Origin of the sequence: Pyxidicoccus caerfyrddinensis (genome assembly GCF_010894405.1) — a bacterium.
In the GTDB taxonomy this organism is placed as follows: domain Bacteria; phylum Myxococcota; class Myxococcia; order Myxococcales; family Myxococcaceae; genus Myxococcus; species Myxococcus caerfyrddinensis.
The window spans coordinates 178470-198304 of the sequence record NZ_JAAIYA010000018.1 but is presented as its reverse complement, the minus strand read 5'-3'; the positions used below and the strand labels follow the sequence as shown (position 1 = coordinate 198304).

The 19835-nt window shown below is 69.6% G+C and carries 15 protein-coding genes; 5 read left to right on the top strand and 10 right to left on the bottom strand.

The window, feature by feature from the left end:
- Positions 1-60 precede the first annotated feature (60 nt).
- The gene (locus G4D86_RS35420) at positions 61-2670 is read right to left on the bottom strand and encodes a N,N-dimethylformamidase beta subunit family domain-containing protein (protein WP_163998534.1); all 2610 of its coding nucleotides are present in this window, start codon (positions 2668-2670) and stop codon (positions 61-63) included.
- A gap of 129 nt (positions 2671-2799) precedes the next feature.
- Positions 2800-3993 carry an aspartate kinase gene (locus G4D86_RS35415; RefSeq protein ID WP_163998533.1) on the bottom strand — a complete coding sequence of 398 codons (1194 nt, stop codon included), beginning with the start codon at positions 3991-3993 and terminating at the stop codon, positions 2800-2802.
- Between the two features lie 226 nt (positions 3994-4219).
- Here G4D86_RS35415 and G4D86_RS35410 point away from each other — a divergent pair, with 226 nt between their 5' ends.
- The 4 genes from G4D86_RS35410 to G4D86_RS35395 are packed head-to-tail and all read left to right on the top strand — an operon-like array spanning position 4220 to position 8863.
- Complete coding sequence (locus tag G4D86_RS35410) at positions 4220-4942, top strand: ABC transporter ATP-binding protein (protein ID WP_163998569.1); 723 nt, start codon at positions 4220-4222, stop codon at positions 4940-4942.
- Positions 4943-4970: 28 nt separating this feature from the next.
- Entirely contained in the window at positions 4971-5774 is an 804-nt protein-coding gene (locus tag G4D86_RS35405; protein WP_163998532.1) for an ABC transporter permease, read from the top strand.
- A gap of 6 nt (positions 5775-5780) precedes the next feature.
- Entirely contained in the window at positions 5781-7352 is a 1572-nt protein-coding gene (locus tag G4D86_RS35400; RefSeq protein ID WP_163998531.1) for a GldG family protein, read from the top strand.
- Entirely contained in the window at positions 7349-8863 is a 1515-nt protein-coding gene (locus G4D86_RS35395) for a DUF4340 domain-containing protein (protein WP_163998530.1), read from the top strand. The genes G4D86_RS35400 and G4D86_RS35395 overlap by 4 nt, the downstream gene beginning before the upstream one ends.
- Before the next feature lie 33 nt (positions 8864-8896).
- On the opposite strand, the gene G4D86_RS35390 is transcribed toward G4D86_RS35395, so the two are convergent.
- The 8 genes from G4D86_RS35390 to G4D86_RS35355 form a co-directional block, all read right to left on the bottom strand.
- Positions 8897-9289: an SET domain-containing protein gene (locus tag G4D86_RS35390; RefSeq protein WP_163998529.1), complete on the bottom strand. Its 393-nt coding sequence runs from the start codon at positions 9287-9289 to the stop codon at positions 8897-8899.
- 226 nt (positions 9290-9515) lie between these two features.
- On the bottom strand, positions 9516-10976 hold the full coding sequence (locus tag G4D86_RS35385; RefSeq protein WP_205519982.1) for a DUF2252 domain-containing protein: 1461 nt from the start codon (positions 10974-10976) through the stop codon (positions 9516-9518).
- Between the two features lie 117 nt (positions 10977-11093).
- The gene (locus G4D86_RS35380; protein ID WP_163998528.1) at positions 11094-11414 is read right to left on the bottom strand and encodes a hypothetical protein; all 321 of its coding nucleotides are present in this window, start codon (positions 11412-11414) and stop codon (positions 11094-11096) included.
- On the bottom strand, positions 11411-12451 hold the full coding sequence (locus G4D86_RS35375; RefSeq protein ID WP_240360637.1) for an esterase/lipase family protein: 1041 nt from the start codon (positions 12449-12451) through the stop codon (positions 11411-11413). The genes G4D86_RS35380 and G4D86_RS35375 overlap by 4 nt, the downstream gene beginning before the upstream one ends.
- 117 nt (positions 12452-12568) lie before the next feature.
- Positions 12569-16171, bottom strand: a complete 3603-nt coding sequence (locus tag G4D86_RS35370; RefSeq protein WP_163998527.1) for an ABC transporter permease/M1 family aminopeptidase — start codon at positions 16169-16171, stop codon at positions 12569-12571.
- Between the two features lie 9 nt (positions 16172-16180).
- Entirely contained in the window at positions 16181-17080 is a 900-nt protein-coding gene (locus G4D86_RS35365; protein ID WP_338050629.1) for an ABC transporter ATP-binding protein, read from the bottom strand.
- A gap of 23 nt (positions 17081-17103) precedes the next feature.
- Positions 17104-17808 (bottom strand): metallophosphoesterase family protein, encoded by a 705-nt coding sequence (locus tag G4D86_RS35360; protein WP_163998526.1) that lies wholly within the window; start codon positions 17806-17808, stop codon positions 17104-17106.
- Complete coding sequence (locus G4D86_RS35355) at positions 17792-18616, bottom strand: nucleotidyltransferase (protein WP_163998565.1); 825 nt, start codon at positions 18614-18616, stop codon at positions 17792-17794. Before G4D86_RS35355 ends, G4D86_RS35360 begins: the two co-directional genes overlap by 17 nt.
- 241 nt (positions 18617-18857) lie before the next feature.
- Between G4D86_RS35355 and G4D86_RS35350 the strand changes: the two genes are divergently transcribed.
- Entirely contained in the window at positions 18858-19832 is a 975-nt protein-coding gene (locus G4D86_RS35350; RefSeq protein ID WP_163998525.1) for a hypothetical protein, read from the top strand.
- Positions 19833-19835: the final 3 nt, after the last annotated feature.

The following is a 19835-nucleotide window of genomic DNA, read 5'->3' as shown; positions in this document are numbered from 1 at the left end:
CCGCAGTCAAAACGGACCCGGAGGCTGGAGCCCCCGGGCCTTCACCGCCGCGTCCGTGGGCTACCGCGCGCACTGCGCAATGGCGCGCACCAGCCCGTTGCCGGAGTCCGCCACGTAGAGGCGCCCATCCGGCCCCACCGCCAGGCCCGCCGGGAGCACGAAGCTCGCGTGCTCCCCTGGGCCGTCGGCATTCCCGTAGCGTCCGCTGCCCGCCATCGTCGTCACCTCGCGCGGCGAGCCGTCCTCGGCGAAGAGGATGCGCCGCACGCGGTAGTTGCCCGGGTCCGACACCGCCAGCGAGCCGTCCGGCAGCACCGCCACGCCCAGGTACGGCAGGAACTGCGCCGTCTCCGGCTTCCCGTCCTTGAAGCCCGGCGTGGTGCCCGCCACCACGGACGTGACGCCTCCGCGGATGCGCAGCACGCGCGCCATGCCCGTCTCCACCACGTACAGGGTGTTGCCGTCCGCCGACACCGCCACCGCGGACGGCCGGTACATCCACTCGCCCTGCAGCGTCGTCACCGGGTTGCCGAGCGCCACCAGGTCGATGCGGCGAATCACGCCGTTGTTCAGGTCCGCCACCAGCAGCGCGGTGCCGTCCGGCGTGAGCGCCAGCCCCGCGGGCTGGTTGAAGGCCGCGCCCCTCGCGGGCCCGTCCTGCATGCCCGGCGTCGTCCCGGCGAACACCTCCGCCTTCCCTCCGTCCGCGGGGATGCGGCGGATGACGTGCGCATCCGAGTCCGCGACGTAGATGTTGCCCGTGGCGTCCGCGGCGATGCCCATGGGCCCGTTCAATCCCGTGAGCACCGTGCGCACCGTGCCGTCCGCCGACACGCGCTTCACCGCGTTGGCCACCGCGTCGGCCACCGCCCACCCGCCGTCCGGCAGCACCGTCACCGCCACCGGCGCGCCGAGCGCGTCCGAGGCCACCGACGCCCCCGCGCGGGGACGCTTCCCGGGCTGCCCCGCCACCGTCTGGACGGACGGAGAGAAGGGCCCCTCGGCCGAGGTGTCATTCTTGCGCTGGAACTCCACCAGCGCGTCCGGCACCGGCCGGCCCAGCGCCTTGTAGAGGACGTTGGCGACGATGCGCGCGGCGCGCGGGTCCGCCATGTCCTCCGTGGCCAGCGTGCGCACGAAGTCGATGCCACCCGCGGAGAAGACGTACGCGCTCCCCTGCTTGCGCACCACCATGTGGCCGAACCCGAAGGCCCCCTGGAGCGACAGCGCCGGGGACTCCGCCAGCACTTCCACGCCGTGCGGCGTGACGCCGTTGTCCACGAGCTGGTCCAGCTCGTAGCCGTTGGCCATCCACAGCGTGTCACCGGCCTTCAGCCCCGTGCCCGCCAGCGCCCAGTGGCCAGGCGCGGTGATGACGGCGGGGAAGCCGAACTGGTGCCAGCGGGCGGCGAACTGCACGCCGAGCAGCGCGTTCTCCGGACGCTTCTGCGGCAAATCCCTGAACTTCGCCGTGCGGCGCGAGTCCTTGAACGGGTCATCCTCGTGGCCCTTGTAGCAGGTGACGATGCGGCGCGACCGCCCGTCCGCCGCCGGCTCCAGCCGCACCTGCCAGTACGCGTTGTTAGCGCCCAGGTTGAGCAGCGAGCGCCCTTCCGCCAGCGCCCGGTCCGCATGGTCCCTGTCCCGCGAGGACCAGTACTCGTCGTGCCCGGAGAGGATGAGCGCCTTCGCTCCCGCCACGAAGTCGTAGCTGGCGTCCAGGTCCTCGTCGGTGAAGTAGCCCACGTCCAGCCCCTGCGCCTCCAGCCACTGCACGAGGCTGATGTCGTCCGTCAGCAGGTGCCCGGTGCCCTGCCCCCGGTGGTAGGGCCTGTCGTAGGACGAGCGGAAGGCGCGGCTGACGCCGTGCGGCTTCATCACCTGGAACTTGTCGTCGTAGAGGCTGGTGCCGCCCCACGTGTTGTAGGCGGCCCACGTCGCGGTGGGAATCAGCACCGCCACCTCCGCGCGCGGGTTCGCGTCGCGCACGAAGAAGGGCACGTAGCGCTGGTAGCGGTCGTCGCGAATCAGCTTCACCACGTACGCGCCGCGCACCCAGTCACCGCCAATGGGAATCTCCAGGGACGGCGCCCAGGTGCACGCAGTCATCCCGGTGTCCAGGTCGGTCGGGCACTCGGCCTGCTTCACGCCCTGCAGCGGGCCGCCGCGCGCCACCTCGCGGCCTCCCGCCCCGCCGTAGTGGCCCAGCCGGTACACCACCCAGCGGTAGCTCTTCGCCGAGGAGAGGGACACCGCCACGCGCAGCGTGTCGCCCTGCTTCAGCGTGGTCTCGAGCGCGTAGCCCTCAATCTCGCGGGAGTTGGCCACCCGGTCGCCCGCGTCGCGGTTGATGCGCCACGCCGTCGTCCCGGGGCGCTGGTTCTCCTTGCGCACCGCGTCCGCGTCGCGCGGCGGAGGCTCCGGGAGGGGGCCGGCGTCCGGCTCCTCCACGCCGCCGTCGGGCCCGGCCTCGCCGCCGTCGCTGCCTGCGTCGATGATGCCGGGGTGGAAGCCGCCGTCGCCCCCGTCGTGGCCGTCCTCCAGGGGGGGCTCGTCATGGCGGTCCCCCAGGTCCGGCCGCTCGGGCGTGGGCTGCTCCTGGCAGCCGCCCCACGCGAACAGGAGGGTCAGTCCGCCCGCCACCATCCACCACCGGCTTCCCCGTGCCATCCCGTCCTCCACCTCACGGTGTTCAGGACGCGAGGGTAGGCACGAACCCACCGGAGGGAAGCGGGGTGCCACGCCGGAGCCGCATGGATCAACAATCCACCCCCGGCGTGTCCGCATGTGGGAAGAGGCCTACCCGCCGAGGAGCTCCCGGTGCACCCGGGCCGTCAGCTCCTTCAGGTGCGTCTTGTCCACCAGCAACGTCAGCTGCAGCGGCGAGGTGTGGACGGCGTACACCCGCGCTCCCAATTCCTCCGCCGCCGCCAGCGCGCGCCGCAGCGGCACCCAGTCCGCGTTCAGCCCCACCCCGACACAGGTGACGGTGCCCAGGTCCTCGCGCCACGACACCGCCTCGCCGAAGCGCGTGGCCAGGTCCTTTCGCAGCGCGTCCGTCCCGTGGATGTCCGCCAGCGGCACGGCGATGGCGGTGTGCCTCGCACCGTCCGCGGGCCCGTCGAAGCCGAGCGTCCGGCCGCGCACCCCTCTGGCATCCAGGAACTCCAGCAGCGCCTCCAGCCGCACCTGTTCGCTGGCGGACAGCACCGCCATCTCCGGCTCGGCGGTGACGCCCTTCACCCGGTTGTCGGTGGGGACGGACAGCTCCTGCACCACCGTGCCCGTCCCCTGCCCGTGCGCGGTGCGCGCGAGGATGGCGATGCCGCTGGCCTTGGCCCACTCCACCGCCTGCGCGTTGAGCACCTTGGCGCCCGCGCTCGCCAGCTCCTGCATCTCGTCGTAGCTCAGCGACTCCAGCTTGCGCGCGTCCGGAACCACGCGAGGGTCCGCGCTGAAGACGCCGTCCACGTCGGAGAGGATTTCACACGCCTCCGCGTCCAGCGCGGCCGCCAGTGCTACCGCCGTCGTGTCCGAGCCGCCGCGCCCCAGCGTCGTCACTTCCTTCTTGAAGGACACGCCCTGGTAGCCCGCGACGATGACCACCTTGCCGCGCGCCAGCTCGTCGTGGATGCGGTACGGCCGCACCTCGACGATGCGGGCCTGCGCGTGCGCGTCGTTGGTGATGATGCCGCTCTGACTGCCGGTGAAGCTGATGGCCGGCACCCCCATCTCCTGGAGGGCCATGGACAACAGCGCCATGGAGATGCGCTCGCCACACGTCAGCAGCATGTCCAATTCGCGCCGGGGCGGGTCCACGGACACGCCCTTGGCCAGGGCCAGCAGCTCGTCCGTGGTGTCGCCCATGGCGCTCACCACCACCACCACCTGGTAGCCCGAGTCGCGCTTGTCCTTCACGCGCCCGGCCACCTTGCGAATCTTCTCCACGTCGGCGACCGAGGAGCCGCCGTACTTCTGCACCACGATTGGCATAGACGCCTCACTACCCCTGTTCGGCGTGTCCGGAGAACCGCACCGGAGACCCCTGTTGCAGGAGTCCGGCCAGCAGGCAAGCCCGCTCCCGGAGTACGGGAACTCGCCTTGACGGGCGAAAGTCGCTTTTATATCCGCGCGCCTTTTTCCGAGACCGTCAGGCGAGCACGCTCAACGGCCGGCGGCCCTGGGTGGCTCGCCTCTTCACGTGAGCCTTCCCATGCCGATGATCGAGGTGCAGCACCTCACCAAGCGCTACCGCGACAGGGTGGCCGTGGAGGACCTCACCTTCAGTGTCGAAGAGGGTGAGATTCTCGGCTTCCTCGGCCCCAATGGCGCCGGCAAGTCCACCACCATGAAGATTCTCACCGGCTTCCTGCCGCCGTCGGCGGGCACGGCCCGGGTGGGAGGCTTCGACGTCTTCGAGCAGCCGCTGGAGGTGAAGCGGCGCATCGGCTACCTGCCGGAGACGCCGCCGCTCTACCCGGAGATGACGGTGCGCGGGTACCTCAAGTTCGTGGCGTCCCTGAAGGGGCTGCCCGGCCGCGGCCTCAAGGTAGAGGTGGAGCGGGTGGCCGGCCTCACCGGCGTGTCGCACGTCCTGGACCGCGTCATCCAGAACCTCTCCAAGGGCTACAAGCAGCGCGTCGGCATCGCCCAGGCGCTGCTCGGCTCGCCGCCGGTGCTCATCCTCGACGAGCCCACCGAGGGCCTGGACCCCGCGCAGCGCGCCGAGGTCCGCGCCCTCATCAAGGGGCTTGCAGGCAAGCACACCGTCATCCTCTCCACGCACATCCTCCCGGAGGTGACGATGACGTGCGAGAAGGCCCTCATCATCAACCAGGGGAAGATTGTCGCCTACGACGAGATCCGCAAGCTGGCCAGCCTCCACGGCCAGGCGGAGAGCGCGTCGCTGGAAGAAGTCTTCATCAAGCTGACCGCCGCCTGAGCGGCGCACGCCTTCAAGGAACCCATCCATGCGCACCGCCCTGGCGATTGCCCGCAAGGAACTGTCCATCTACTTCACGACGCCGTGGGCCTACGCGGTCTTCACGGCGATGGTGGCGCTCTCGTCGTTCTTCTTCGTGGACCTGCTGCAGAAGTTCAAACAGGTGCAGGACATGGCGCGGCTGATGGGCTGGGAGCAGATGCCCCCGGACTTCAGCGTCTACCGCAACCTCACCGACGGCGTGGTCGTGCAGCTGTGGGGCACCGTCCTCATCATCACCCTCTTCGTGGCGCCCTTCCTCTCCATGCGGCTGTTCGCCGAGGAGAAGCGCAACAAGACTTTCGAGCTGCTGATGACGGCGCCGGTGCGGCCCATCGAAATCGTGGTGGGCAAGTACCTGGGCGGGCTGGGCGTCATCTCCGCCACGCTGGGGCTCACCATCGTCTTCCCGCTGCTGCTGTCCGCGTTCGGCAAGGCGGAGTCCGGCACCGCGCTGGAGTGGTCCACCGTGCTGCTGGGCTACGGCGGGCTGCTGGTGTGGGGCGCCACCTGCATGGCGGTGGGGCTGTTCATCTCCGCGCTGACGGAGAGCCAGATGCTGGCGGCCTTCCTCACCTTCTCCGTGCTGCTGCCGTGGATGCTGCTGTCCGGCGTGGCGCAGTCCGTGGAGGAGCCACTGCGCTCCGTACTGTCCTATCTGTCCTTCGACGCGCAGTTGCAGAACATGCTCAAGGGGGTGATGGACGTGCAGTCGCTCGTGTTCTTCGCCTCCGTCATCGTCTTCTCTCTGCTGCTCACCCACCGCACGGTGGAAGCGCAGCGCTGGGCCTGAACCGACATGAAAGCGTCCAACATCGGTAAGGTGCTGGGAGCCTTCGGACTCCTGTTGCTGCTGTCGAGCCCGTTCACGCTGTTCGTCACCTCGGGCAGCCTCGTGGCCGCCGGCGTGAAGGCGGGCCTCGGGTTGGTGCTGCTCGGCGCGTACGTCGCCACCAACTACAAGCAGTTCGGCCAGTTCGCCTCGCGCAAGTCGAGCTTCTTCTTCGCCACCACCGTGCTCACCGCGCTGGTGGTGCTGGCCGGCCTGGTGGCGGTGAACTACATCGCCCACCAGAAGAACCAGACCTGGGATTTGACGAAGGGGAAGCTCTACACGCTGGCGCCGCAGACGACGTCCACCCTGGCCGCGCTGCCGGACAAGGTGCGCGCCCTCGGCTTCATCCCGCCCTCGCACCCGAACTACGGCCTGCTGGACGAGCTGTTCCAGCGCTACCACGCGCAGGCGCCGGAGAAGTTCGAGTACGCCTTCAAGGACCCGCGCCGCAGCCCGGACCTGGCCGCGAAGTACCAGCTCAAGGAGGGCCAGGCGACGGTGGTGCTGGTGCGCGGCGAGGGCGCCAACGAGTCGCACACCACGCTCAACATGCTGTCCGAGCAGGAGCTGACCAACGCCCTCATCAAGCTGGCCGCGGTGGGGACGCAGAAGGTCTACTTCGTCACCGGACACGGCGAGTGGCCGCTGGTGAAGGAGCAGGCGCCGCCCACGGACCCGGGCGCCAGCCTGTCCGAGCTGACGCGGCAGCTCCGGCAGGAGGGCTACACCCCGGAGGCGCTCAACCTCGCGGGGAAGACGGAGGTGCCCAGGGACGCCTCGGTGCTCATCATCGCGGGGGCGCGCACGCCGTACGCGAAGCCGGAGGTGGAGGCACTCCAGAAGTACCTCGCCACGGGTGGGCGGCTGCTCTACTTCGCGGACGCGGGGCTGGAGGACGGCCTGGACGCGCTGCTGGCCGAGTACGGCGTGCAGGTGGATGACGGCATCGCCGCGGACGCGCAGTTCAACAGCGGCAACCCGTACGTGGTGCTGTCGGCCTTCTACAGCGAGCACGACATCGTCAAGCCGCTGAAGGCGCGCGGGCTGAACATCGAGTTCCCCACCCCGCGCAGCCTGTCCGCGCTGCGCTTCGGCCTGGTCCCGGGCGTGAAGGTGGATCCGCTGGTGCTCACCTCGCAGTACGGCTGGGTGGAGACGAAGCCGGAGGAGAACGCCATGCCCTCCGACGGCGAGAAGACGGGCCAGCTCACGCTGGCGGTGGCCGCCACACGCGTCACGAGTGACGCGCAGGACAAGCGCTTCGACGTGGCGCGGCTGGTGGTGGTGGGTGACTCGGAGCTCCTCCTGGACCCGAACTGGGGGCACGAGCCCAACCGCAACCTGGTGATGAACGCGCTGGGCTGGGCGTCCAACCAGATTCAGCGCATCACCATCCGCCCGCCGGACCGCGAGGTGTCCACGCTGGAGCTGGACGAGGCGTCGATGGACGGCATCCGCTTCGTCTCCACGGACCTGCTCCCCCTGTCGCTGCTGGGCATGGGGCTGGCCATCTGGCTCTCGAGGCGCAACAAGTGAAGCAGACCCAGAAGAACCTGGTGGCGCTGCTCGCCCTCACCGCCGCCGCGGCGGGCCTGGGCCTCTACGCGTGGTACGGCGTGAAGGAGCCCGACACGCGCGAGGCCGAGCGCAAGCAGGTGTCGGAGCAGCTCTTCGCCGCCCCCGAGGCCGGCGCGAAGGACGAGGACGGCAAGGCTCCGCCCGCCCCCGTCTTCACGAAGCTCACGGTGAAGGCGAGCGGCGGCACCACGGAGCTGGCGCGCGAGAAGGACGGCACGTGGCGAGTCACCTCCCCCGTGTCTGCCCGCGCGGAGACGGCGGCGGTGGAGGCGATGACGAGCACGCTGGCTTCGTCGAAGTTCAGCGCCACCGTGGAGGAGGCGCCCACCGACGCGGACCTGGAGAAGTACGGGCTGAAGACGCCCGTCTTCTCCGTGACGGCGACGGCGTCCGTGGGCAGTCCGGCGCGGGAGCACACCGTGACGCTGCACGGCGGCATCGAGAACACCTTCGACGGCTCCGTCTACGTGCGCCGCGAGGGGGACCCGAAGGTGTACGCCGCGCCGGGTGCGGTGCGCTGGTCGCTGGACAGGGACAGCTTCGCGTTGCGCACGAAGGAGTTCCTCGGGCCGCTGGAGGAGCCCTCGCTCCAGAGCATCGAGGTGAAGGCGAAGGCGAACGCGTACCTGCTGGCGCGCGACACGGGCGGGACGGGGTGGCGGCTGGTGAAGCCGGTGGCGGAGCGCGCGGACGAGGTGAAGGTGGCGGACCTGCTGACGGCGCTGAAGGAGCAGCGGGCGCTGTCCTTCCCGGCAGACTCGGCGGAGGCGCGCCAGAAGCTGGGCCTGGAGGCGCCGGTGGTGGACGCGCGCTTCACGCCGGCCACGGGCGAACCGGTGCGCCTGCGCCTGTCCCAGGTGACGGAGGGCGGGGAGACGAAGGTCTATGCGCTGCGCGAGCAGGGCTCACAGTCGCTGCTGGGCGAGGTGCCCGAGAGCGCGCTGGCCGTGCTGGACGTGGGCGTGCCGGAATTGAAGGACAAGCGCGTGCTGGCCTTCCGCCGCGAGGACGTGAAGCGCCTGGTGTTCCACCCGGGCGGCGGCGCGGAGCCGATTGCCGTGGCGCGCGTGACGGGCACGGACGGCGGCGCCGGGGTGTGGGAGGTGGAGTCCCCGAAGCAGGGCAAGGCGCAGCACTTCAAGGTGGCGTCGGTGCTGGGCTCGCTGGACACCTTCAAGGCGTCGGCCTTCGGCGAGGCGAAGCCGAAGAGCTGGGCGAAGTACGGCATCTCCGACGCGTCGAGGGGCGCGGTGCTCCAGGGCGCGGACGGGAAGGAACTGGCGCGGCTGTGGCTGGGCAACGAGGTGAAGGACAAGCCCGGCGCGGTATACGCGCGCGGCTCCGGGCCGGACGTACTGGAGGTGTCCGCCACGTGGGTGGAGCTGCCCGCGAAGGTGGAGGACGTGCTGGAGGCCCCGCCCTCCCCCGCTGACGGCGGGCCCGACGCGACGGCGGCGCCCACGCCCTGAGCGTGGGCGCGTGAAGCCACACGCGCCCGCCGCTCACATCCGCTCGGGCTCGATGATGCCGGCGAACGGCTCCCAGCTGTCTTCCATGGTGACGTAGTTGTCGGTCAGCTCCTCGCCCTGGGCGATGTCCCGGAGCGCCAGGGTGTACTGGCGGGTCGGGTCATTGCCGCAGTTCGGCTGGGGCGAGTGGTTCATGAAGCGCGCGTGGTCACCGCACAGCACCAGCGTGCCCCGGTCGCTGTACGCGTAGCGGGACAGGAAGCTCTTCATCATCGGCGGCATCTGCTTCACGTCGTCCGGCGTGAAGCGCTGGTCCACCGGCGGGTCGAACCCCCAGACGACCGCCCCCTTGGCAATGGGCTCACCCGCGAACAGACCGACGCCATGGATGCCTGACTGGGCGATGTACGTCTTCACACGCAGCATGGTGTGTGTGTCCTCGACCCGCGGCGCTCCGATGCCCTCGCATCGTCCGGTCCGCGTCTCCGTCCACAAGGTATCTACGCAGGCACCAGGGATGAAGGCCCAGGCGGAATCGCCGCGTCCTGGTGGGTAGCCGACAACGGAGTCCAACCCCGCTTCGTTGGGGCTCGGCGAAAGAACAACCACCGGGTGGGGCGCGAGGACGCGACAACCTCCCGGGGGTGGTCTGTCAGTGCAGCTTCCCCGCTTCCGGCGTTTCGATGAAGCGCCCGTAGTCCTCGTCCACCTGGTCCGCGTAGGTGCAGGCGAAGTCGGCCACGGCTTCCTCGAAACAAGGTCCGCTGCCCAGGTAGCCGGAAATGGCCGCGGCATCTCCCGTGCGCGCGTGGGCGCGGGCCAGCGTGGCGCCGCAGGACTCCGCGTACTCGAGGAACACGTCCGGCTCCATCTTCTCCACGTCCAGCGAGCCCTTCATGTCGCGCAACTGCCGGACGTAGAAGGCGCCCATCCCCTCCACCTCCGTCCACCCGAGGAACAAGTCCGAGAAGGCCTGCATCCGCTTCTGCCCCACCACCACGCGCTCGCCGTGGCTCCGGAAGCCGCTCGGGCCCAGGTGGGGCTCCAGCACGGAGGCCTGCGCCTCCTTCACCTGGAGCACCAGCGGATCATTTCCGCCGTTGCCCTCGCACAGCACCACGTAGGCCTGGAGCCCCACGCTGCCCACGCCCACCACCTTGAAGCCCCACTCGCGCTGCTGGTACCGCAGGCAGAGGTCCCTCATGGCGCCGTCCAGCGAGGACAGGTAGCCCAACGTCAGGCGCTTCATCCGCCGGCGCAGCTCCGCCGCGGAGATGCCCATCTTCACCGAGGCGAGCGGGAAGAGCAGCGGAGGCTGGTACGCGAGATGCCGCTTGCCGTCGCGCTCCTCGGTGAGCTTCTCCACCGCGTGGGCACTGGTGTGGCGCAGGGCCTTCTCCACGGCCTGCTGCGCGAGCCCATCCGCACTGGAGCAGTCGCGCATGAGCTGCTCCGCGTCCACGCCCCGGGACCACACCTCCAGCAGCCCCTGCGGGGCGAGCTCGCGCATCATCCGCCGGTAGGCCCTCACCGCGTGGCGGGCCGCCCTCTTCCCACTGCCGAGCCCGTTCTGCCTCGCCGCCACCACGCAGCTGGCCGCCAGCCGCTTCACGTCCCACTCGAAGGGGCCGGGCAGCGTCTCGTCGAAGTCGTTGAGGTCGAAGATGAGGCGGCGCTCCGGCGTACCGAAGAGGCCGAAGTTGGCCAGGTGCGCGTCTCCGCATATCTGGCTGCGAAGGCCGCTCACCGGTGTGCGCGACAAGTCGCGCGCCATGACGAAGGGCGTGCCCCGGAGGAAGGCGAAGCTCGACTCCGCCATGCGCTCGTGGCGCACGGGGACGAGCCACGGCAGCCGTGTCGAGTCGGTGAGTCGGAGCTGCTCCAGCGGCTCCCGGCCCCGGAAGGGCTTCCACAGGGCATGGTCGCTCCGGGGACAGCGCTTGCGCAGGGCCCGGCCCGCGGCCATCCGCTCGTCGACACTCCGGAAGTCACCCCGGGCCAGCAGCGAGGGCTTCTTGCCTCGCTGTGTACGGCGAACCTTCTGTTGCTGCTCGGCGGAGACCAGCGGAACCTTCGCGGCCCCCAGCTCTGCGGACGGGTCCTCCGAATCCATGGTGCTCGCTCCCCTTCGAGGAAGGTGGAGCTGGAGCGAACGGACTGGAAGCACCCGGCCTGGGAAGCGCTGCCTGCCTGCCCGCCCTCTCGCACCCCGGGTGCGCCGTCGCGGCCTTCAGGGCGTGGACGGCGGCAGCGAAGGCGGAGGCGGAACCTCGCGGATGCGCGCGCGGGACGAGCGCTTCTCCACCACGTCGAGCGCGACATCCACCGTCTTGCCGGCCACGCGGGTCACCAGGCGCACCATCGCGTAGGAGGTGGACAGGGCCAGGTCATGCAGCTCGTGGATGCGGCGGACGGGCGCGTCCAGTGGCCGAATCCGGCGCAGCAGCCGGAAGGGCACCGCCGCGGTGCGACGGTGGACGCCCTCGACGGCCTTCGCGCCCTTGTCCACCACGTCCTGCACCAGGGACTTCAGCCCGCGCCAGCGCTTCATGGGGACACCTCCTCGAACCAGGACTGGAGCTGCGCGTAGACGCGCGCGTCGTGCGCCAGCGCGAAGTGGTGCGCGCCCGGGACGACGCGCACGTGCTCCGGCGGAACGAGGAGGTCGTGCACCGTGTTCCCGGCCCTGCCCGCGGCGCTCGTCAGCGGGACGACGCCATCTCCGAACAGCAGGGAGACGAGGTGCCGCTCCTTCTCGGCCAGCGCACCCACGACCAGGTGGTGTGAGATTCCCGGGAGCAGCGGAACGGGATGCGCGCGACTCTGGAGAGGCACGTCCGGGGACGCGCCTTCCCAGTCCCGCTTCAGGAGACGGGCGACGCCCAGGTCCTTCACTCCACTGCTGCGCAGGTCCGCCACGTCCGCGATGAGCTGCGTATACGCATTCGGCACCTTGCGCAGCACCCACGAGACGGCGCTGCCCACCCGCTCCAGCGGACTGCCCAGGTGGGGCACGCCGATGTACACGGCGCGGCGGACGCGAGACAGCCACGCCTGGCCCGCCTCGGCGGCCACGTGGCATGCGCTGCGCACCACGAGCCCGCCCATGCTGTAGCCCACCAGGACGAGCTCCTCGACGGGCACCGGGAACGCGGCGACGAGTTCCTCCAGCAGCCGCGCCAGGGACTCACCGTTGTCGGAGATGTGCAGGCCCGTGTTGTAGCGGAGGTAGAGCGGCGTGAAGCCGTGGTCGCGCTCCAGCTGCGCGCCGTATGTCGTCGCCGGCTCCTCAGGGTAGGACCACACGGCCTCGGTGACGGCGAGCCCGTGGACCCAGAGCGCCAGCCGCCCCCGCGAGTGGGGATACGCGCGACGAAGCGATTCGCGGTCGAGCGCCAGCGGGCGCCCGTCGTGGAAGAGCTCCATCGGCGTGGCCAGCCCGTTGTCGCTCCGGTGCAGGTAGTCCCCCACAACGCCGTTGAGGACGCCGATGGCGAACTCCACCCCGCCACCGCTCGCTCGCGCTGGAGGAACCACCGGGGTTTCCGGCACGGACGCCGGGACATCCATCGCTTCGAGTGGGGTCATGGCAGCCTCGCGGATCGACCTTGACACACCGCGACATGAATCACCACTCACCTTCCCGAGGGCTGTACCGCTCGCCCTGTTGCCAGCTCGTGCACCTGGACCTGAACGCGGGCCACTTCACCGAGCTGGAGCAGAGAGAGTGACGGGCTTCAGGAGGTTGTCCGAGCGCTCCAGCTCCACCCGCCGCAGGAACGGGTCCACGCCGACGTAGGCGGGCCGCTCCTTCACGATGACGGAGACCTCCGTCGAGGCACCGGTGAAGCGGTGCTTCGCCGCGTACAGCGGGGACTCCGTCGCGGACATGGCCTCCGGGTGCTGGGCGAACACGCCGACATCCAGCTCCTCGTCCAGCTCCAGCGGGACGTCCTCACTTCCACGGTGGGCCGTCTTCGCCGCGGCAATCCGGGCGGTGACGCGGTAGCGGCCGTCCGCCAGCGGCTCGTACGTCGCGGACTCCACCTTCAAGTCGTAGAGCACGACCTCCTTCATCCACTGGTCGATGAGTGCACGGTGGGCCTCGGACGCCTCGGTACGCAGCGCGGCCACCAGGTCGAGCGCCGTCGGCTGCGCGTTCGGCCAGGCGCGCTCACTCACGAGCCTTCGCAGCGCCCGGTTCACCGCCGCCTCGCCCAACAGGTCGCTCAGCGCGTTCATCACCACCGCGCCCTTGCCGTAGTAGAGGTACGACTGGTCCTTCACCCCGGTGAGCGCCGGCTCTTCGCCGTCCTCCGAGGCCCGGCCCCTCAGGTAGCGGTCCAGGTCGAAGGCGAGCACCCCGCGCACGTGCGGCTCGCCGTACGTGGCCTTCAGCACGAGCTGCTCGGAGTACTTCGCCAGCGACTCGGTGATGGTGGATGCCCCCGGGCCGTTCGCCGGGTCCACCTGGTGTCCCCACCACTGGTGGGCCACCTCGTGCGCGATGCGCCGGGTGATGAGGTCCACGCCCTCCGCGCCGCGCAGGTCCGCCACGAAGCCCCGGTGCTCCGGGTAGTAGATGGTGTTCGACAGCGCGAGCGCGCCGAAGCCCCAGTAGGAAGGCACCTCCACGATGCGCAACTGCGCGTGCGGATACGGACCGAACTGCGCGCCGAAGACCTCCAGCGAGCGCGTCGCCGCGGCCATCATCCGGGCCACGTTGGCCGCATGCTCAGGGTGGTAATACACCTCCACGTCGATGCCCTGATGCTTCACCTTCGCCACCGCGTAGCAAGCGGACACGAAGGCGAACCAGTTCACCGTGGGCCGGTCCATGACGTAGTGGAAGTAGCGTCGTCCGCCGTCCCGCCACTCCCTACGCAGCGCACCGGGCGCCACCGCGAGCTGGTCGTCCGACGTCGACAGCGTCGTCTCCAGCGTGGTCCACGCGCGCTGCCGGCCGCCCTCCTCCGAGAGCCCCAGGTCTCCCTCGTCGATGGCTTCGACCACCGGTGTCTCGGGAAGGCCTCGCTTGCGTCGCTCGCGCGCGTCCTTGAGCTCGTAGCCCTTGCGGTAGCCGATGGTGGGGAACGCCTCCACGTTGGCGATGAACGAGCCGTTCTCGACGATGGAGTCCTCGGGCTCCGAAGTGTCGATGCCCCGTCGCACCACATCGACTTTGAAGGTCAGCTCGGCCCGCGCACCGGGCGGCATGGGGTGCTCAAGCCGGAACTCATACATCCCGAAGCGGGCGTCGTGAGAGTGCAGCCGCGCGCCCGCCAGCTTCAGCGCGGCCAGGCTCACGTCGCGCTGCACGGAGACCCAGATGGTCTGGATGGGCTCCGAGGTCCGGTTCTCCAGCTGGTACGTGCCGGCCGCCTGGTAGCGCGCTTCCTGGGGGAAGAGGTCGACATTGGACTTCACCGCCACGATGCTCGGTTGCGCCAACGTCTCGTAGCGCTGGTAGGCCTTCTCGTAGTCCGCCTTCCAGTCGGCGCGCTGCGAGCGCGTCTCGTAGAGGTTCAGCACGTTCGTGCCGTGGAAGATGAAGCCTCCCGCCACGATGAACACGCCCAGGCAGGCCGCCGCGCCCACCCTTCCGCTCCGCCCCCACACACGAGGCAGCGCCGCGAAACGCGCCCGCAGCGGAGGACTGACGCCGCGCCGCCACAGGCCGCAGGTGACGAGTCCCAGCAGGCCCGCGAACGCGCCCCAGTACACCATGAACGCGGAGAAGGACGCGGTAGCGGGGCCGAAGCCGTTCATGTCCGAGTACCGCACCGGAGGCCCACCCGCGTAGCGCAGCAGGCCGTGCTCCAGTCCCACCACTCCGCCCTGACGGAGGACCAGCGCCAGGAGCAGAGCCAGGAACATGCCCACGTACCGGTTCGGGCTCAGCGTCTGGAGCCCCAGCACCGCCACCGCGAACAGCAGCAGCGGCAGCCCCGTGAAGTACAGGAGCGACAGGTACAGCCCCGGCTCCAGGTGGAAGTAGCCGCGCGAGATCTGGAACAGCACCGCGATGCCCACCGCCGAGGCGGCCAGCATGACGACCAGCACGGCCAGCACCGCCAGCTTGGACACGTAGAGCACGGCGCTGGACACCGGCGTCGCGTCGACCAATTCGCTCATGCGGACGACGCGCTCGCGCCAGACCAGCTCCGCGCCGAAGTAGACCAGCGTGAGGGTGCCGATGAGCGACAGCGTCTGCTGGAGGTTCGGGAGCAGCACCGCCGTCGTCGGCAGCAGGTGCGTGCCGTACTCCGTGCGGGTGGAGCCCGCGACGACCTCCATGCCCACCACGACGACCCACAGCGCGAGCAGCGACAGGAAGGCCCCGCTCTTCAACACGTACCGCGACTCCAGCCGCACCGCGGACCTCAGCGCGGCCCAGGCGAGGGCAACCGCACTGCCCTCGCTCGCCACCGGCCGGTACGCGGTCCCTGGCGGTGCCTCCTCCTTCGTCCCTCCCCTGCCCGTCTTCGACCCGGGCGACACACGGAAGGCGAAGCGCTGGTAGACGAAGCCCAGCACACACGCCGAGACGCCCAGCCACAGCAGGCGGTTCAGCAGGAAGGGGCCTTCCAGCCCGAGCAGGCGGGTATTCCGCTCATGCTCTGTCCAGTACCGCGTCTGCGTGAAGAACGCGGACAGGCCGAACGGGTCCAGCAGCGCGGCGCGCGCCATGGCCTCGGGCGTCTGCGGCGCGGCCCCCGCCATCAGCGGCGAGTCCCCCAACATGGAGCCCACGAAGTAGAGCGCGTAGAGGAAGACGGCTCCGATGTAGCTGGCCAGCGCGCTGCGCGTCAGCGCGGAGATGGCGAACAGCAGTGACGCCGCGAAGACCAGGTTGGGCAGCACCATCACCGCGAGCGCCCACACGTAGCGAAGCACCTCCGTGTCCCCGAGCCGCTCCGGGTCCACGGCCAACACCCTCGGCGCCAGCATCAGCCCCAGCGCGGCCACCGTGAACACCGCGAGCGCGGCCAGCAGCGCTCCCGTGAATCGGGCGGACAGGTACGTGAGCTTGTGGATGGAGGTCGCGTAGACGAGCTCCTCCATCTTGTGCTCGCTGTCGCGCAGGGCCGCGTTCGCGCAGAAGAAGCTGAGCACGAAGATGGAGAACAGCGACAGCAGCCCCATCGACTGCATGACGGAGTGCGGCGAGTTGACGTGCACGTTGTCCGGGCCGTAGCCCGTGCCGACGAACACGAAGGCCATTCCCACGAAGGCCGCGACGGCCACGAAGAAGGCAAGCTGGCGCGTCTGGTAGCGCCACTCGAAGCGAAGCACCTCGCCGAGCATGACGTCCCCTCAGACCGCGTGAGGCCCGGACGACAGGGCGGAGAAGTAGACGTCTTCCAGGTCCGCCGGCACGGACTCGAATCCCGGCCCCGGCGACGCGTCCGCCAACACGCGCAGCACCGTCTTCCCTCCGGAGAGCTGCGTGGACAGCACGGAGCGGGACGCGCGGTGGCCGGCGACCTCGTGCTTCTCCACCGTCTTGCGCCACACGCGGCCGGCCAGCTCCGCGACGAGCGTCTCGGGCGCGCCTTCCCGCAGCACGCGGCCTCCGGACAGGATGGCCATGCGCGGACAGAGCTGGCGCACGTCCTCGACGATGTGCGTGGACAGCAGCACGACGACGTTCTCGCCCACTTCACTCAGCAGGTTGTGGAACCGGTTGCGCTCCTCCGGATCCAGCCCCGCGGTGGGCTCGTCGACGATGAGCATCCGCGGGTCGCCCAGCAGTGCCTGGGCAATCCCGAAGCGCTGCCGCATGCCTCCCGAGAAGCCGCTGACGGCCTTCTTGCGGTGCTCATACAGGTTCGTCTGGTGCAGCAGCGCGTCCACCTGCTCGCGCCGCGCGCGCCGGTCCGTCAGGCCCTTGAGCACGCCCAGGTGGTCCAGCAACTCGCTGGCCGACACGCCGGGGTACACGCCGAAGTCCTGCGGCAGATACCCGAGGTGCCTCCGGTGCGCGCGCGGGTCCGCGAGCACGTCGGCGCCGTCGAAGGTGAGCTGCCCCGCGTCCGGCGGCTGGAGCGTGGCCAGGATGCGCATCAGGGTGGACTTGCCCGCCCCGTTCGGCCCGAGCAGACCGAAGAGTCCCCTCTCAATCGTCAGGTCGATGCCCTGGAGCGCACGCACCCCATTCGGATAGGTCTTCGACACGGCGCGGATGTGCAGCATGGCCTCGCGTGTACGGGCCACCCCGTCCCCCATTGCAGGCCCCTCTACACTTCCAGCAACACGTACCGCTGGTCCGGGGTGTGCTTCGCCAGCAGGGGCATGGCCACGTTGTAGACGGGGATGCCGCTCTTGGTCTTCCCGTTGCGCGTGCCGTGGTGCGCGTGTCCGTGGAAGACGGCCTCCGCGCCGTAGTGGTCAATCGGCATCGACAGCCGGCTCGTCCCGAGGAACGGGCGGATTTCGATGTTCTCCCCGTCCAGCGTCTCCGGCACCGGGGAGTAGTGCATGATGACCACCTTCTTCGCCGTGTCGAGGTGGCTCAGCGCGGCCTCCAGCTTGAGCGACTCGTGCACCGCCTCCTGCACGAAGGCCTTCGTCTGTCCCTCGCCGAAGGCCTGCAGCGTCGCGTTGCCGAAGCCGCCGCCGAAGCCCTTCACGCCCGCCACGCCCAGCACCTTCTCGAAGATGAAGTGGTCCCCGTCGAGCAGGTGGACGCCCACCTTCGACAGCTCGCTGCTGATCTCCTTGACCTGGTTGTGCTCGTAGTCGTGGTTGCCCAGCACCGCCGCGCACGGCACACGCAGCGCGGACAGCTCCTCCGCGAGCACCTTGCCCTCCTCGATCATTCCCCTGTCCGTCAGGTCCCCGCACAGCACGAGCAGGTCCGCCGTGGCGTTCACCTGTTTGACGAGCTGTCGGAAGCGTCCGTGTTGGTCCTCGCGGCAGTGAAGGTCACCGACTGCCGCCAACCGAATTTTCGAGCTCGGATCGCGTGCCACGCTCGTCTCCCTGCTGTCGTTCGTTCTCGTCCCAGGCCCGCCCGTCGCGGAAGCCCCAGTGGTGGATGTCGACGTGATAGTTCACCCGCGAGATGAGGTTCCCGCGGCACAGCTTGTCCTCCCAGCACCCCTCGCGGATGGTGTGCAGCGTGCGGCTCATCAGCTCCGCCATCACCCAGTCGGGGACCATGTCCCGCTCGGACGGATAGGCGAACCGGTACATCATCAGGTGGCTGAGCAGCACCTCCCAGTACCGGTCGAAGCGGCGCATCAGCCGCTCCCAGTCCATGCTCCGCCCCGCCTTCAGGATGAGGTGATTCACGTCCGAGCCGTCATACCGCTCGCGCTCGTTGACGAAGGCCTTGGACCAGATCATCTCCTCGGCGGGCGCCACCAGACACTCGTGCCCGAAGATGGCGCACGTCTTGGCGTGGCTGAACCACTCGTCGTCCACCACCGCCACGCCGTTGCCGGACGAGAAGATGAAGTCGACGAAGTAGTCGCCCTTGTAGGCCTTGTAGATCCACACCTCGTCCGCGCGCTCGGTGCGCCAGCCGTCCGCCTCCAGCACCTCGAGCGCGCGCAGTGCGTCACGCTTGCGTGGGAAGAGGTCCAGGTCCTTCGTGTCCCGGTAGATGCCGGTATAGGTCGCGTACGCGTACGCACCGCCCACCACGAAGGGCACTCCCGCATCGACCAGGAGCCCAATCGCCCGGGCGCGGGCGTTGATCTCGTCCGGAGCGCGGTCGCGCTCGGCCAGCGTGGCGTCCGTGCCCATCTCCCCGGGATGGTTGGGGTGTCTCATTTCCATGCGCGAAAGGTAGGGATGGAGGAATTCCGCCGTGCGAAGGCCGGGTGAAAATGCCTGGGGAGCGGACAGCCAACCGCCAAACCGTTGATTTTCCGAAACTTTCCCCGGCCAGACAGGCGCCTTTTCTGTTTTTCGGCGGGGCTGTGTCCATTGGGGCGAACACGTTGCCGCACGGCCCGCCGGGGGCCGGCCGAAAGGAAGAAGAACCATGCTGCGCAAGAGCCTGCTGTGTGCCGCCCTGCTGGTCGCTGGCTGTGACTCCGCGAAGAACGACGAGGAGTCGTTCCGCGAGGGCCTTCCCTCCAAGGACATGGTGGAGATGAAGGCGCCGAAGAAGAACGGCCAGGGGCTGACCTCGGCGTTCTACGGGCAGGGGCAGACGGCGGAGTACTACCAGCTCACCGTGGGCGCCGCGGTGACGGTGAACGGCGGCACGCTGGCGGTGCTCAACCTCATCGAGGAAATCGTCAAGCACACGCCGACCTCCATCGAGGGGGACGTGGCGGTGTGGGGTCCGCACACGGACGCGCTCAGCCCCAGCACCTGGAAGCTGACCGTCACGCGCACGGACGACGACACCTACTCGTGGGTGCTGGAGGGCAAGGCGAAGAACGCGGAGGACTCGGCCTTCGTGGCGGTGCTGTCCGGCTCGCACACGGCCGCGGTGGACGCGGATGGCGAGCGCGTGAAGGGCTTCGGCTCCGGCGAGTTCCTCATCGACTGGGAGCAGATGCGCACCCTGCCCAACCAGAACCAGAACGAGATGGGCACCGCGGAGATCCAGTACTCGCGCACGGACGCGAAGGCGGTGGCGTCGGTGGTGGCGCAGTTCCACCAGGTCCGTGACGAGGAGGTGCAGGGCGGCCGCGTGGACGCGAACTACAGCTTCAAGCAGGCCCCGGGCGCGGGCGGCGAGCTGGACTTTGTCCTGAAGAAGAACATCGACACCGACTCCACGCGCACGAAGCTGGAGAACCTCTCCATCAAGAGCCGCTGGGAGGCCACCGGGGCTGGCCGCTCGGACATCGAGCTGTCGGGCGGGGACCTGTTCGGCAAGGCGACGGTGAGCGAGTGCTGGGACAGCAACTTCCTCAGCGCCTACTTCGCGGTCAGCTTCAATCCGGCCGTTGGATACGGAACGGTCAGCGCCTGCGGCAACTTCACCACGCCTGTCACGCCGTGACGC

Excerpts from the sequence above, each read along its gene's own strand:
- G4D86_RS35405 (WP_163998532.1), top strand. The coding sequence starts at position 4,971 with ATGCGCACCGCCCTGGCGATTGCCCGCAAGGAACTGTCCATCTACTTC.
- G4D86_RS35380 (WP_163998528.1), bottom strand. The coding sequence starts at position 11,414 with ATGAAGCGCTGGCGCGGGCTGAAGTCCCTGGTGCAGGACGTGGTGGAC.
- G4D86_RS35410 (WP_163998569.1), top strand. The coding sequence starts at position 4,220 with ATGATCGAGGTGCAGCACCTCACCAAGCGCTACCGCGACAGGGTGGCC.
- G4D86_RS35355 (WP_163998565.1), bottom strand. The coding sequence starts at position 18,616 with ATGGGCACGGACGCCACGCTGGCCGAGCGCGACCGCGCTCCGGACGAG.
- G4D86_RS35370 (WP_163998527.1), bottom strand. The coding sequence starts at position 16,171 with ATGCTCGGCGAGGTGCTTCGCTTCGAGTGGCGCTACCAGACGCGCCAG.
- G4D86_RS35375 (WP_240360637.1), bottom strand. The coding sequence starts at position 12,451 with ATGACCCCACTCGAAGCGATGGATGTCCCGGCGTCCGTGCCGGAAACC.
- G4D86_RS35385 (WP_205519982.1), bottom strand. The coding sequence starts at position 10,976 with ATGGATTCGGAGGACCCGTCCGCAGAGCTGGGGGCCGCGAAGGTTCCG.
- G4D86_RS35390 (WP_163998529.1), bottom strand. The coding sequence starts at position 9,289 with ATGCTGCGTGTGAAGACGTACATCGCCCAGTCAGGCATCCATGGCGTC.
- G4D86_RS35420 (WP_163998534.1), bottom strand. The coding sequence starts at position 2,670 with ATGGCACGGGGAAGCCGGTGGTGGATGGTGGCGGGCGGACTGACCCTC.
- G4D86_RS35400 (WP_163998531.1), top strand. The coding sequence starts at position 5,781 with ATGAAAGCGTCCAACATCGGTAAGGTGCTGGGAGCCTTCGGACTCCTG.
- G4D86_RS35350 (WP_163998525.1), top strand. The coding sequence starts at position 18,858 with ATGCTGCGCAAGAGCCTGCTGTGTGCCGCCCTGCTGGTCGCTGGCTGT.
- G4D86_RS35415 (WP_163998533.1), bottom strand. The coding sequence starts at position 3,993 with ATGCCAATCGTGGTGCAGAAGTACGGCGGCTCCTCGGTCGCCGACGTG.